This window comes from Variovorax sp. UC74_104 (genome assembly GCF_044055375.1).
GTDB lineage: Bacteria > Pseudomonadota > Gammaproteobacteria > Burkholderiales > Burkholderiaceae_C > Variovorax.
The window spans coordinates 5497778-5511124 of the sequence record NZ_CP171978.1; the positions used below are offsets into that span (position 1 = coordinate 5497778).

General features: G+C 71.7%; 10 protein-coding genes. 3 read left to right on the forward strand and 7 right to left on the reverse strand.

Annotation, left to right across the window (positions count from 1 at the left end):
- Positions 1 to 9: 9 nt before the first annotated feature.
- The 4 genes from ACHMXA_RS25735 to ACHMXA_RS25750 form a co-directional block, all read right to left on the reverse strand.
- Positions 10 to 5673 (reverse strand): alkaline phosphatase D family protein, encoded by a 5664-nt coding sequence (locus ACHMXA_RS25735; RefSeq protein ID WP_395316843.1) that lies wholly within the window; start codon positions 5671 to 5673, stop codon positions 10 to 12.
- Positions 5674 to 5702: 29 nt separating this feature from the next.
- Complete coding sequence (locus tag ACHMXA_RS25740; RefSeq protein WP_395316844.1) at positions 5703 to 7481, reverse strand: ATP-binding protein; 1779 nt, start codon at positions 7479 to 7481, stop codon at positions 5703 to 5705.
- 2 nt (positions 7482 to 7483) lie between these two features.
- Complete coding sequence (locus ACHMXA_RS25745) at positions 7484 to 8167, reverse strand: response regulator (protein WP_395316845.1); 684 nt, start codon at positions 8165 to 8167, stop codon at positions 7484 to 7486.
- A gap of 140 nt (positions 8168 to 8307) precedes the next feature.
- A complete protein-coding gene (locus tag ACHMXA_RS25750) occupies positions 8308 to 8703 on the reverse strand; it encodes a hypothetical protein (RefSeq protein ID WP_395321429.1) in 396 nt (131 codons plus the stop codon).
- Between ACHMXA_RS25750 and ACHMXA_RS25755 the strand changes: the two genes are divergently transcribed.
- Together ACHMXA_RS25755 and ACHMXA_RS25760 are read left to right on the forward strand one after the other, a co-directional pair.
- Positions 8679 to 10106 (forward strand): phospholipase D family protein, encoded by a 1428-nt coding sequence (locus tag ACHMXA_RS25755; protein ID WP_395316846.1) that lies wholly within the window; start codon positions 8679 to 8681, stop codon positions 10104 to 10106. The genes ACHMXA_RS25750 and ACHMXA_RS25755 overlap by 25 nt on opposite strands.
- 82 nt (positions 10107 to 10188) lie before the next feature.
- A complete protein-coding gene (locus ACHMXA_RS25760) occupies positions 10189 to 11076 on the forward strand; it encodes a YihY family inner membrane protein (protein ID WP_395316847.1) in 888 nt (295 codons plus the stop codon).
- Here the strand turns inward: ACHMXA_RS25760 and ACHMXA_RS25765 are convergent.
- On the reverse strand, positions 11040 to 11261 hold the full coding sequence (locus tag ACHMXA_RS25765; RefSeq protein ID WP_176662840.1) for an oxidoreductase-like domain-containing protein: 222 nt from the start codon (positions 11259 to 11261) through the stop codon (positions 11040 to 11042). The two genes, ACHMXA_RS25760 and ACHMXA_RS25765, sit on opposite strands and share 37 nt — an antisense overlap.
- A 13-nt stretch (positions 11262 to 11274) precedes the next feature.
- Positions 11275 to 11871, reverse strand: a complete 597-nt coding sequence (locus ACHMXA_RS25770) for a sensor histidine kinase (protein WP_395316848.1) — start codon at positions 11869 to 11871, stop codon at positions 11275 to 11277.
- 44 nt (positions 11872 to 11915) lie between these two features.
- Between ACHMXA_RS25770 and ACHMXA_RS25775 the strand changes: the two genes are divergently transcribed.
- Positions 11916 to 12320: a hypothetical protein gene (locus ACHMXA_RS25775; RefSeq protein WP_395316849.1), complete on the forward strand. Its 405-nt coding sequence runs from the start codon at positions 11916 to 11918 to the stop codon at positions 12318 to 12320.
- 315 nt (positions 12321 to 12635) lie between these two features.
- Here ACHMXA_RS25775 and ACHMXA_RS25780 read toward each other — a convergent pair whose 3' ends face one another.
- The gene (locus tag ACHMXA_RS25780; protein WP_395316850.1) at positions 12636 to 13319 is read right to left on the reverse strand and encodes a response regulator; all 684 of its coding nucleotides are present in this window, start codon (positions 13317 to 13319) and stop codon (positions 12636 to 12638) included.
- Positions 13320 to 13347: the final 28 nt, after the last annotated feature.

Genomic DNA, 13347 nt, shown 5'->3' on the forward strand with positions numbered 1-13347 from the left:
GCCGGGGACTCATGGGCGCTGCACGCCCGCGAAGCGCGCCGGCCCGCCCACCTGCCAGCCGCTGCCGGCGGCCGGATCGAGGTCGCGAACGCAGCGCGTGAGTCCGTCGTCCAGGTCGAGCGTGACACCGATCCGCCAATGGCCGGTGGCGCCGCGCTCCACCTGCAGCACCGCGAAGCCGTTGCCGGTGCCCGTGGCCGCCGTAACCATGGTGCCGCCGAAGGCTCCCGGCATGGGGCCGGGATCGACATGGCCGTCGAGCCAGAACGTGTCGGGCCGGGCATTGACGAAGGGCCAGGGCGCATACAGGCCCGAGGACACGACCGAGATCACCTCCACCGGCCCGTCCGCCCCCTGCAGCCAGAGGCTCGACACGCTCGACATGTGGCGGTCGCCAGACAGCATCACCACATGGCGCGCGGTGGTGTCGCGCAGCAGCTCGAGCAGCGCTCTCTGCGAGGCCGGGTACCCGCTCCAGTCGTCCAGCCCCAGGCGCTGCGCCGGGTCGCCGAAGACGGCAGCGCGCGGCATCGGGAACAGCGTCACCGGCGACACGATGAACTTGGGCAGTCCGGCGGGCGCGGCTTCCAGCCACTTCTTCAGGTCGCCCATGCCGGCCTCGGCACGGATCGCCGCCCGGTCCAGCGGTGCGGCGACGGCCGCGGCTTGCGCGACGGTGCGCAGCACCCGCTGCTGGCGCGTGCTGCGCGTGTCGAGCATGTAGAACGGAAAGCCAGCCGGCGCGATGCGGTAGTCGAAGGGCCGCTGGTCGCGGCGCGGACCGGCGTCGCGCACCAGCTTGTGCTGCTGCGCGTAATAGGCGTCGAGCGCGGCGCGCACGGCCGGCGTTGCATAGGGGTCGGGGCCGGGCTCCCAATCGTCCATCACCTCGTGGTCGTCGAGCAGCGGATAGGTCGGCTGCGAGGCCACCACCTGGCGCAGCGCCTCCAGCCTGAAGGTGAGCGCATAGGCCTGGCCGACGTCGTCGCCGCCCGCGGGTACGAAGAGCCCCGCGGTCTGGTCGACATAGACCTGGTCCCCGACCAGCAACAGCAACTGCGGCTTGTGCGGCGGCTCGAGCACCTCCAGCCGCTGCGCGAGCCGCCGGTACGACGCCTGCGCGGGCACCCGGTCGACCAGGCCCGGCACGTACTGGCAGCTGGCGAGCGCAAGGCACAGAGAGTCCTGCGCGGGCTCGCCCTCGGGCTGCACCGCGCCGGTCCATGCGGGGTCGAGGCGCACCACGGCACGCTCGAGCTGCGCGTCGGTGGCCGCCTCCAGCGTTCTCGTCACCTGGCGGCGGATGGGCTCGACCGGTTCGTCCTGCGGCTGCGCAAACAGCCCGGCCTCCAGCCGCCGGCCCAGCACATCGACGGGGCCGCGCGCCATGGGCAGGTCGTCGTGCGCCGTCAGCATCGCGAAGCCCTGGTACTCGGCGAGCCGGTCGTCGAAGAGGTCGATCTCCACCGCCTCCTGCAGGAGCTTTTCGCGCGTGGTCTGCAGGCCGACCATCCATTCGAAGTCGAAGCACCATCGCCCGCCACGGCGCCACGCGGGCACGAAGACCACGGCGCGCGCCGACACATGCGCGGGCGGCGGGCGCAGCGCCAGCCGGCAATGCAGCCGGCCCACGTTACCGGCCTCGCGGCTCGCATGGCCGAGCCAGGGGCCGGTCCACGGCAGGCTGGCCCGCCAGTCCGGCGGCACCGGCGCCTCGGGGCCGGGCTTCGTGTCGAAGGCCTCGAGGAACCGCACGATGTGCGGGAACACGTCGCGACAGGCCTTCTCGCCGATCAGCGTGTCCTGGTGGCCGTAGGCGCCGAGCACCAGCAGCTGGTGCGGGGTGCCTTCGCCGAGGAACAGGTCGCCGCCGGAAAGGTTCGCCGAGTCCGATAGGGTCGATGGGTCCGGCAGCTCCGGCGGCTGGCGAGGCAGGCCACCGTCCTTGCCGAACACGCGCTTCAGCAGCCAGAAGCTGTCGTACGAGCCCCGCCAGTCGAACACCGCGTTGCGCTGGCCGTGGAGCATGAACACCGGGAATCCGAAGCGCTCGCCGATCTGCTCGAAGCCCACCGCGTGGCCCTGTCCGCCGGCGTCGGTCAGCACCTCTTCGCGGGCGTAGTTGCCGACCTGGGCGAGGCCGCGCAGCTTCACGAAGCCGTAGATCGAATCGAGCGCTTCGAGCGTGTCCTTGCCGATGTTGTGCAGCCGCATGGTCTGGCCGAAGATGGCGTCGGCCCGGTGCCGCACCGCCGCGAAGCCCGGCGCCTCGCGCAGGCGCTGCGCCTCGCCGTCGCCGTCGGGGTAGGGAAAGGTCGCCAGCAGGCCGTCGACGAGCAGGCGCTTCATGTGCGTAAGCGCAGGTCGCGTGTCGAACTCGTCGACGCCGATGAACTGCTGCAGGTAGCCCGCCACATAGCCCCGGAAGCGGTTGAAAGCCGTGGCGCGCAGCAACGGCCCCACCTGCGACAGCACCACCGCGCCGATGGACGCATGCAGTCCCGGCAGGCGCAGCACCGCCACGCTGAACATGGCAGCGCCGATGCAATGCGCCACCACGTCGATCTGCACAGGCTCTGCTTCGTCAGGCATCGCGTACGCCGCCTGCACGGTGCGCAAGGCATCCGGAATGTCGGTCTCGGCGACTTCGTCGAACGACCAGTAGGGCCGCGGCCGGTTCGAAAAGCCGATGCTGGTGCGCAGGTCGAGCACCCACACTTCGCGCCCGGCCGCGAGCAGGCTGTGCACCAGGTTGCCGGGAATGCTCCGGTGCGCGAAGGTGGAACCGCTCGCGCCATAGCCGTGGATCAGCATCACGGGCCTCGTGCCCGCGCGGCGCACCGGCGGGCGATAGCGCGACAGCAGCCGCGGCGGCGCGCTGCCCGGGCCAGCCGCGGCGTCGAGCTCGACCGGCTCCGGCCGCACGCCGAACACCTCGCCGGGCAGGCGCTCCCAGTCGCGCCGAGGCGAGTCGGGCGGCGGCACGAAGTCCAGCAGGTGGACGTGCAGAACGATGCGCAGCACCCACAGCGCCAGTTCGGCCAGGTCGCCCAGCTGGTTGGGCATGTCCTGCTGATGCTCCACGCGCAGCAGCGGCTGCAGCTTCTCGACGAAGTAGGAAGGGTCCAGCACCATCCGGCCCAGCCGCTGCGCGCCGAGGTGATCGATCCGCTGCAGTTCGCCCTCGCTGAGCTGCCGCCACGGGTTGCCGCCCTCGACGAACGCGATGCGCTTGGTGAGCCGCAGCCGGTCGCCCTCCTTCAACGGCGCGCCGTGCTGCACCCGCGCCACCGTCCAGTCGTATTCGATGAGGCGCGCCTGCCCCAGGTGCGAGCACAGCGCCATCAGGTCGGCCATGACCGGGCCGTCGAAGGCCAGGCCTTCTTCGCCTTCACCTTCGTCGTTGCCGTTGCCGCCGTTCGGCCCCGCCATGGACGCGCGCGAAGGCAGCAGCACCTCCGCCAGCGCCCGCAGCTTCTTGCGCGCCAGCGCGTGGCTGCGCAGGATGCGCTCGATGCTGTCGCTCTTCTCGCGCACCAGCATCGATGCGGTGCCGGTGCAATGCGCGACGGGCGCGTCGTCGCCCTTGCCGAAACGCAGCACCACCATCGGCTGGGCCAGTGCGCGCGGTGTCGCGCGCAGGGCCGGTACGTCGAAGGGCTCGAATTCCACCTCGGCGCTCAACGCGAAGTCCTGGCCGTCGATGTTCACCCGGCCCGTCATCCGCTCGCGCAGGGAGACGCGCGTGGGCGCGGGTGCGCGGGGCCGGGTCAGGTCGCGGCGCAACGGGCGCTCCGACGCCGGGGGCTGCGGCGAATCGGCCAGCGCCAGGCCCCAGTCCGCGGCCAGCACCGGCACCGCGCGCTCGGCCAGTGCAGCGATGGTGAGCGAGGGATTGATGCCGAGCGAGACCGGCACGATGGAGCCATCGAGCACCGCCAGGCCGGGCACCAGCGCAGCGGCATCGGCAGCGGCGCCGTCGTGGACGCGGCCCCAGCCGTCGACCACGCCGCGCTCGCGCCCGTCTGCCATGCGGCACCCGCCCAGCGGGTGCACCGTGAGCACCGAGCCCGCCGCGTCCACCAGCGACTCGAGGCTGCGAAACGGCGGGAGCGGATTCCAGAGCGGATTGGGCAGCACGCGGCCGCCGAGCCCGTCCGCGCTGTCGTGGGCCGCATGCAGCGCACGCATCTGCGCCGCGAACACCGGCAGGGCCGCGACCTTGTTCCATGCGACGCGCACCTGCGCATCGGCCAGCACCGCGTCGCTGCCGCCATGGCCGATCGGTTCGATGGTGCCGGCGGCGCCGTCGTCGCCCATCATTCCGTAGACCGGCGAGCGGCGCAGCATGTCGTCGTCCACGGCCAGCGGATCGCGGCCCTCGTCCGGCGTGTGAAGCTCGAGGTCCATGTGCGCGAGTGCCTGCAGGGCGTCCGTGGTGGTCACCACTTCGGCCAGCAGGCGGCGCAGCGGCGCGGGAATGGCGAACTCCTCGATCACCAGCGGGCGCTCGCCCTGCTTCGCGCGGGTGCGCAGCAGCCCGGTGATGGTCGGCCCGACGCCGCGCTGCGCCGGCGCGTCGCCCTCGGGCGCGCAGGACAGCGCTTCGTCGTGCTGGCCGGCCGCCGCCGCGATCATGTCGCCGTTGGCCGAGAAACCCGCGCCCAGAGCCTGCGAAACCGGCAGGCCGGCGGCCCTGGAGCGCAGCAGCAGCTCGGTGGAGCCCAGCGTGCCGGCGGCCACCACCACCCGGCGCGCGCGCACCACGTAGGGCCGGCTGTTGTCGCTGCGTGCCTTGCGCCGGTCGGTGAAGAAGAACTCGACCGCGAATCCCGCTCCTCCCGGCAGAGCCACGATGCGATGCGCGGTGCCGCCGGTGAACAGGCGCGCGCCCCGCGCATGGGCCAGCGCCAGGTAGTTGGTGTCCAGCGATTTCTTCGCGCGGTGGTTGCAGCCGCTCACGCAGTCGCCGCAGCGCAGGCAGCGGTGCATCGCCACCTGGGCCGGCGTGCGCGTGCCGTCGGCGAAGGCGATCGCAACATGGGCCTTGCCGCGTTCCGCATGCAGCCGCTCGCCGGCTTTCAGCAGGGAGTCGAGCTTCGACACGCTCTCGGGGATCTGCTCCAGGCCCAGCATGGCCTCGGCCTTGCCGTAGCCTTCCGCCAGCGCGGCGAGGTCGAGGCCCGCGGGCCAGGCACCGCCCTCGAAGGCATCGGGCGTGGCGCGTTCCATCACCGCCGCATTGATGAGCGACCCGCCGCCCAGCCCGTTGCCGAGCAGCGCGTTCACGTCGCCGCCCAGGCGCAGGTCGAAGAGGCCCGACGCGTTGCCGCGTGCGGGCCTGCCGTCCTGCAGGCTGAAGCGCACGTGCCCCGGCAGCTCGGCGAAGGTGGCCGGAAATTCGCCCGGCAGGTATTCGCTGCCGCGTTCCAGCACGTAGACCTTGACCGGCACCGCGCCCGCTGCGCCGCCGGTCGATGCATCCACCGGCAGCCCGCCCGCCAGCCGGGCCGCCGCCACCGCGCCGCCGTAGCCGCTGCCGATGACCAGCACCTCGCAATGCTGCGCGTCGGGCGGTGCCGCGAGGATCTCGCGCACCAGCACTTCGGCGCCCTCCGAGAGCAGGCGATCGCCCGGGGTCTGGTCGTGGTGGCGGCCGCCGTCGTCGTCCATGTTCGGCTCCTCGCGGGGTGTTCGCGGATTCAGGAACGTTCGATGGCCGCGGCCAGCGCGCGGCCGAGCGTCCGGTCGTCCACGGGCTTGCGCAGCAGCGGCAGCGCCTGCCGCCGCGCCGCCTCGAGCACCGCCGGGCCGGTATCCGCCGTGACCATGACGACGGGCAGCGCCGGCCGTGCGCAGCGCCGCCCGCGCAGGCGCTCGGCCGCCTCGAAGCCCGAAACGCCGCCGAGCCGGCAGTCGAGCACCAGCGCATCGGGCTCGTCGATCTGCTGCAGCGCCTCGTCGAGCGTGGAGGCGGCGAGCACGCGGCAGCCCATCGCGCCCAGCGCGTTGAGGTAGGCGCCGCGCACCATCGGGTCGTCCTCCAGCACCAGCACGCAGCGACCGTCCAGGCTCCACGGAGCATCTGCGCCGTCTCCCTCGGCGCCCTCGGCTCCGGGCGGTGCGGCCAGCGGCAGCCGCAAACGGAAGCAGGCACCCGCGCCAAGGCTGGACTCGAGCTCGACCGGCACGCCCAGCAGCTCGGCCACCCGTCGCACGATGCCCAGGCCCAGGCCGTGCCCCGGAGCCGCCGGGGCGCCGGGGCCCGCCGCATGGAGCTGCACCAGGTCCTCGAACACGATCCGGTGGTTCTCGGGCGCGATGCCGGGGCCGCTGTCCCGCACTGTCAGCTCGACCTCGGCATTCGATGCGTCCGCTGCTGCGTCCCGCACGCGGGCCCGCACGTCGACCTGCCCGTCCGCAGGCGAGAACTTGATCGCGTTGTCGATGAGGTTGGCCAGCATGCGGCGCAGCAGGTCGGGGTCGGTGCGCACCGCCAGGCCGGGCGGGCAGTCGGTGTGCAGGCCGACCCGGCGCGCCGCTGCCGCCGCGCCGAAGCTGGCCGCCACGGCGGTCAGCAGCCGGTCGACTCGCACGCGCTGGGGCTGGGCTACGACCACGCCGGCATCGAGTTTCGAGACGTCGAGCAGGGCATCGAGCATGGCGCGCAGCTGCTCCAGGCTGCTGTCGACCACCTCGACGATGGCGCGCGCGTCGGGCGCCATCGCCACGTGCCGCAGCGCGCCCACGTTGAGCGCCATCGCCTGCAGGGGCTGGCGCAAGTCGTGGCTGGCGCCGGCCAGGAAGCGGCTCTTGTCGTTGTTGGCGCGCACCGCCTCGTCGCGGGCGATGGCCAGTTGCGTGCGCTCGAATTCCAGCGAGGTGGCCAGCGCCTGGTTCTCGGCGCGGATGCCGAACGACTCCTCGAAGGTCTGCAGGTTGCGCCGGGCAAAGCGCGTCTGCACGCCGAAGAACATCAGCACCAGCGCGCCCACGCCCCAGCCGAGCCAGCCGCCGGCCATCAGCCACATGGCCGCCGTGGGCACGAAGAGCAGCCCCGCGTAGGCCAGGAAGGCGGGCATCACGGTCGCGCTCGTGGACACGGCACCCGCGCCCCATGACACCAGGATCATCGTGAGGACCGCATCCAGCGTCGGATCGAGCCGGGCCATGAACAGCGCCGCGGAGCCGTTGCACGCGCCGATCAGCACGTTCCAGCGCACGGTGGCGCGCAGTCGCGCGGCGATCGGGCGGGTGCGGTCGGCGGCCATGCGCGCGAGCGCGGCGGCACGCCACTCGCGGCTGGCGATCACCGCCGCGAACCAGCCCAGCACCCACGGCGCCGGAAGGTCGCGCCAGACGATGGCCGCGACGACGGCGGCGGTGAGCAGGATCTGCCAGCGCAAGCCCACGGCCTGCTCGGCGACCACCTGCAGGCGCCGTTCGTCCAGCTCGTCCAGTTCGTCGGATGCGGCCGGCATGCTCAGGCAGCCTCGAGCGCCCATGCAGCCTGCGCGTCGAAGACGCGGCACAGGGCATCGGTGCGGTTGCGCGCGCCGAGCGCGCGGTAGACCATCGACAGGTGCACCTTCACGGTGCCCTCGGCAATCTGAAGCTGGCGCGCGATCAGCTTGACCGGCATGCCCCGCATCGCCAGCGCCAGCACCTGGCGCTGGCGCGGCGACAGCTCGACGCGCAGGAAGCCGGCCAGATCCTCGCGCGGCAGCTCGTCGGGCTCGCGCGCGCGGGTCACGTCGTCGGCCAGCACGAACTCGGCCGGCAGGTAGATCCTGTGGCGCAGCACCACGCGCAGGGCGGCCTCCATGTCCTCGAGCCGGTACGACTTGGGGATGAAACCGGCCGCGCCGGCCTCGATGACCTCGCGCACGCGCTGCGGCGAACTTTCCGCGGACTGCATGCACACGGGCGTGGCCTCGAAATGCGACTTCACGGCCTTGAGCGCGGCCAGGCCGGAGAGTTGGGGCAGGTGGTAGTCGAGCAGCAGCAGGTCGGTGCCGGCGGGGTCGAGCCGGCAGGCCTGTTCGGCGTCCCGCACGGCTTCGAAGTGGAAGGGGCGGCCCGGTTCGATCTCGGCGGCCATGCGCTCCAGCAGGAGGCGGGTGCCGTTCCAGACGATCTCATGGTCATCGACCAGCAGAACCTTCATACGGGCCTCTCGTCTACGGTGGCCCTCCCCGTCCTGATGCAGATTAGCGCAAAGCTTCCCAACAAGCGAGCGCACGCACCTACACCAAAGGCCTAGTCGATCGGCCACCCCGGCACCGCGCCGGAGACTAGGCGCTGCGTTCAATTGTTGCGGCGGGCACCGCGCGGAAGACTGGCCGCCTCCGATGCACCAAGGACCGCCATGAACACCCCGAAGCCTTTTGCCATGCTGCGTGCCGCATGGGAGCCCCTTGCGTGCCGGTTGTGCATCCTGGCGCTGCACCACCCGGTGCTCGCCCGCGCGCTGTGTGCCGCGGCCATGGCCGCGATCTCGCTGCTGGCCGGTTGCGCCGCATTGCCCGGCGACGTGCAGCGGGTCGCGTCGCAGGCGCGCACCGACGTCGAAGACAGTGCGCTCGCACGCATCGCCGCCGCGTCGCTGCCGGGCCTGGACGGCGCGATGGCCGAAGCAACCGTGTCTGGGGTGTCGGGCGTACGCCTGCTGCCCGGTGGTGACCAGGCCTTCGAGGCGCGCATCGCGCTCGTGCAGGCCGCGCGGCATACCGTCGACGCGCAGTACTACGTCGTGGCCGGCGACGCCTCGGGGGCGGCAGTTCCTGCGCGAGTTGCGCGACGCGGCTGTGCGCGGCGTGCGCGTGCGCCTGCTGGTCGACGACCTGTACGCGGGCGGAGACGACGAGATGCTGGCAGGGCTGGCCGCACACGCCAACGTGGAGGTACGTGTCTTCAACCCGCTGCCGGTGCGCAGCGGCGGCCTGCGCACGCGCGTGCTGCTGTCGCTGCACGAGATCGGCCGCGTGAATCGGCGCATGCACAACAAGCTCTTCATCGCCGACAACAGCTTCGCGATCACGGGAGGGCGCAACGTTGCCGACGAGTACTTCGGGCGCAGCAAGCCGGCGAACTTCATCGACATGGACGCGCTGCTGGCCGGGCCGGCGGTGCGCGCGCTGTCGGCGAGCTTCGATGCCTTCTGGAACGGACCGCTGTCGTACCCGTTCGAGGCCATCGCGGCCGGCCAGCGCCCGACGCCGGCCCGTGCCCGCGAACGCTTCGCCGAGCTGGTTCGCGACCTCGGGCGCTTCGTGCCTCCCGCGAACGAGCTCGACGCGCTGGGGCGCGGCCCGGTCGGCGCGCAGCTGGCGCGGGGGCTGGTCGAGCTGGTGCCCGCGAGGGTGCGCGTGGTGGCGGATGCGATGGTGCAGGCCCCGTTCGCGAGCGACGCCGGCGGGAACTCGGGGGATGTCGGAAACGTCGGGGATGCCGGAGAACCGCAAGGCCGCGAAGGCGCGGTGATGGCCGCGAACCTCGATCTTTTCCGCACCGCGCGCTCCGAGGTGCTCGTCGTCTCGCCCTACTTCGTCCCCATGCCCCGGATGATCGAGGCGCTCGCCCACGCGAGCCGCGAGGGCGCGAGCGTGTCGGTGATGACCAATTCGCTCGCCACCACCGACGAGCCGCTGGTGCACTACGGCTATGCGCGCTACCGCAGCGCCCTGCTGCAGATGGGCGCCGCGCTGTATGAACTGATGCCGGCCAGCGAACCGCATCCGGCCTGGAGCGACACCGAAAACGGCCGCGGCTCGCTCGGCCGCCTGCACGCCAAGCTGGCGGTGGTCGACCGGCGCTGGTTCTACGTCGGGTCGATGAACATGGACCGGCGCTCGGCACATTGCAACACCGAGCTGGGCCTGATCGTCGACAGTCCCGCACTGGCCGGCGAACTGGCCGACCTGATCCGGCGCGTGCGCGTGCCCGCGAGCTTCGCCGTGAGCGAAGCGCCCCGGCGCGGCGGCCTGCAATGGAGCTTCCTGCGCGACGGACGCCGCTGGGTGCTGCACCGGGAGCCCGAATCGAACTGGGCCCAGCGACTGCGCTGGTCGATGCTGTCCCTGGTGGTGGACGAAGATTTCCTGTAGCAGGGAACCGATGACAATCGGCCGCAGCGGCAGCGGCCATCGCGCCCGCGAAACCGCCCTGTCTCTCCTCCCTCAGCGATACATGTTTGCCCTGACCCGCCTGACCATCGACCGCGCCAGGAATGAACGCCTGCCGCAGGTCGCCGGAAGCCTCGCGTTCACCACCCTGCTGTCCATCGTGCCCCTGCTGGCGGCGAGCTTCGCGCTGCTCACGCGATTCCATGCCTTCGCGCGGTTCAAGGATGCGCTGCAGGAGTTCCTGTTGAGCAGGCTGCTTCCGGTGGACATCGCGCGCACGGTGCTGAAGTATCTGAACCAGTTCGCCACGAACGCCAGCGGCCTGACCTGGGTCGGCTCCCTCCTCTTGCTGGGCACGGCCATCGCGATGCTGCTCACGGTGGAGAACGCGCTCAACCAAATGTGGAAGATCCGGAAGAATCGGCCGTTCTTCAAGAGGGTCGGCCTTTATCTCGCGATGCTGGCGGTCGGCCCGCCCGTCCTGGGCCTGAGCCTGTGGGCCACGTCGTATCTGCTGGGCATCTCCATGGGCCTGATCGGCGCGCTGCCGCCCTCGCTCGCATTCGTGCTCGACCTCGGGCCGCTGCTGCTCGGCACGGTCGTGCTGACGAGCATGTTCTACCTCGTGCCGAACACCAGGGTTCGGCTGCGCGATGCCTTCGCGGGCGGCCTGCTCGCAAGCATGGCTTTCGAGCTCGGCAAGCGCGGCTTCACCACCTATCTCGTCAAGGTGCCGACGTACAAGGCGCTGTATGGCGCATTCGCGGTGCTGCCCATGTTCCTGCTGTGGGTGTACTTCTCATGGCTGGTCACGCTGCTCGCGGCCATGATGACCGCCAACCTCGCGCTCACCCGGCGGCGACCGGCGGGCAAGTCCTCCCGGGCCCGGTTGCCGCGTCGCCCTCGCTCGGGCCTTCAGGCGAGCAGCAGCGAAGCCTCGTCGCGCCAGTAGTTCACCGCGGCGAGCCACCCCTCCCACACACAGCCATTGCAGCCGCGGCCGCAGCAGGTGGTGGGCTCGGGCGGCGGTGGGCGCAGCGTGAGGCCTTGGGCGTCGAGCAGCGCCTGCACGTGCTCGATCAGCGCTTGCGCGCCGGCGAGGTTGGTGGGTTCCGGCAGCTGGTCGATGGGGTTCATGGTGCAGAGGTCTTCAGGCCGCAAGGTTCAGTTCGAGCCGCATCTTCGCCCCGCCCGATTCGCTCGACCCGATGGTGAGCTGGCCGCCGTGCAGGCGCGCCACTTCGGCCACCAGATGCAGGCCCAGCCCCGCGCCGCGCCCTCGCGGCACCAGCCGGTGGAACGGCGCCACCACGCGCTCGCGGTCGGCCTCGGGAATGCCGGGGCCGGAGTCGAGCACCTCGAAGCCCGAGGGCTCCCACAGCCGCACCTGGATGTCGCAGCCCTGCCCGCCGTGCTCGATGGCGTTCTGGATCAGGTTGCTCAGCGCACGCTCCAGTGAGGGCGCGTCGCCGCGCACCCACAGCGGCTTCGGCGCTTCCACCGACAGCGTGCAGCGGTTCATGATGGCCAGCGGCGCGATGTCGCCCGCCACGCGCTCGCACAGCGCCTTCAGGTCGACCTCCTGCTGGTCGTGCGAGGCGATGCGGTCCAGCCGCTGCAGGTCGAGCAGCTGCTCGGCCAGCGTGGCGAGCCGCGCCGAGGCCTGCATGAGCTTCACCTTGAGCGGGCCGTCCTGCAGCCCCTTCGAGATGTATCTGCAGCGTGGTGATGGGCGTGCGCAATTCATGCGCGGCATCGGCCAGGAAGCGCTCCTGCCGGTCGTAGCCTTCATTGAGCCGGTCGAAGGCGCGGTTCACCGCGTTGACCAGCGGGCGGATCTCGCTCGCCACATTGGCCAGCGGCAGCCGCGTGGTGCGCTCGTGCACGTCGATGCTCTCGGCATGCTCGGCCGTGGCCACCACGCCCTTGAGGCCGCGCTTCACGACGAAGGGCGTGGCCAGGATCACGCCGAGGCAGGTCACCAGCGCCATCGGCGCCACCAGGAACAGGAAGGCAATGGCCGTGCCCTTGAGCGTGTTCTTCACCGTCAGCGGGCTGCCGGTCTGCGTCATCAGGGCCACGGGGCCCGCGCGCGTCTCCACCCGCTCGAAGCGGGCCTTGGGGCGCGTGTTGTCGCTCTCGGGGTCGATGGCCATGCGCTCCATGCCGTCAAGCGAATCGAAGAGCCTGGCGTAGACGGGCGGTACCTCGCCGTTGCGCAGCTCCGAGCCGCGGCTGTCGCGCGCGATGAACCAGAAGGGCGGATCGGCCTCCCGCAGGCGCTGCACCTCCGGCGTGGGCTCTATCGCGAGCTTGCCATCGGGCGCCAGCACCAGCGCGCGCTGGATGGCCTTGATGGTCTCCTGCCCGGTCTCGTCGACCACGCGCCCCAGCACCCAGGCAAGGCCGAGAAAGCCGCCCATCACGAGCACGCCGACCACCACCTGCAGCAGGATCAGGCTCCAGATCAGCCGCCAGCGCAGCGAGAGCAGGCCTTGCCTCATGCCGTGGTCATGCCGCCGGACGCGCCGCGCAGATCAGGTAGCCCACGCCGCGGATGGCGTGGATCTCGACCTGCGCGCCGGCCTTGTCGAGCTTGGAGCGCAGGCGCGACACGTGCGTGTCGAGCGCGTTCGACTGGATCTCGTCCTCGTGGCCGTACACGCGCTCCTGCATCGCCTCGCGCAGCACGGTGCGGCCGCGATGCTCGAGCAGCGCCTCGAGCACGAGCAGCTCGCGGCGCGGCAGCGTGATGCTGTGCTCGCCCACGTGGGCCTGCCGCGTGTGGTGGTCGAAGCGCAGTTGCCCGAGCGTCATGACGAGATTGGCGCGCACCGCCGGGCGCCGCGCCAGCGCGCGCACGCGCGCCATGAGCTCGTCCATCGAGAAGGGCTTGGCGAGATAGTCGTCGGCGCCGCCGTCGAGGCTCAGCACGCGCTCGGCCACGTCGGTCATGGCGGTGAGCACCAGCACGGCGGCGGGAATGCCGTTCTCGCGCAGGAAGGCCACCAGCGAGAGGCCGTCGCCGTCGGGCAGGCCGCGGTCGAGCACGATCACGTCGTGCTGCGCCGAGAGCGCCGCGTCCTCTGCCTCGCGCAGCGAGCCCGCCACGTCGACCACCGCCTGGTTCTGCCGCAGCGCCGAGGCCAGGGCTTGCGCGAGGTCGACTTCGTCTTCGACGAGCAGGATTCTCATGGAGCAGGAAGCAGAAGCGGAAGTACGG

Excerpts from the sequence above, each read along its gene's own strand:
- ACHMXA_RS25735 (WP_395316843.1), bottom strand. The coding sequence starts at position 5,673 with ATGGACGACGACGGCGGCCGCCACCACGACCAGACCCCGGGCGATCGC.
- ACHMXA_RS25740 (WP_395316844.1), bottom strand. The coding sequence starts at position 7,481 with ATGCCGGCCGCATCCGACGAACTGGACGAGCTGGACGAACGGCGCCTG.
- ACHMXA_RS25745 (WP_395316845.1), bottom strand. The coding sequence starts at position 8,167 with ATGAAGGTTCTGCTGGTCGATGACCATGAGATCGTCTGGAACGGCACC.
- ACHMXA_RS25750 (WP_395321429.1), bottom strand. The coding sequence starts at position 8,703 with ATGCGCGCCTCGAAGGCCTGGTCACCACCGGGCAGCAGGCGTACGCCC.
- ACHMXA_RS25760 (WP_395316847.1), top strand. The coding sequence starts at position 10,189 with ATGTTTGCCCTGACCCGCCTGACCATCGACCGCGCCAGGAATGAACGC.
- ACHMXA_RS25765 (WP_176662840.1), bottom strand. The coding sequence starts at position 11,261 with ATGAACCCCATCGACCAGCTGCCGGAACCCACCAACCTCGCCGGCGCG.
- ACHMXA_RS25770 (WP_395316848.1), bottom strand. The coding sequence starts at position 11,871 with ATGAATTGCGCACGCCCATCACCACGCTGCAGATACATCTCGAAGGGG.
- ACHMXA_RS25780 (WP_395316850.1), bottom strand. The coding sequence starts at position 13,319 with ATGAGAATCCTGCTCGTCGAAGACGAAGTCGACCTCGCGCAAGCCCTG.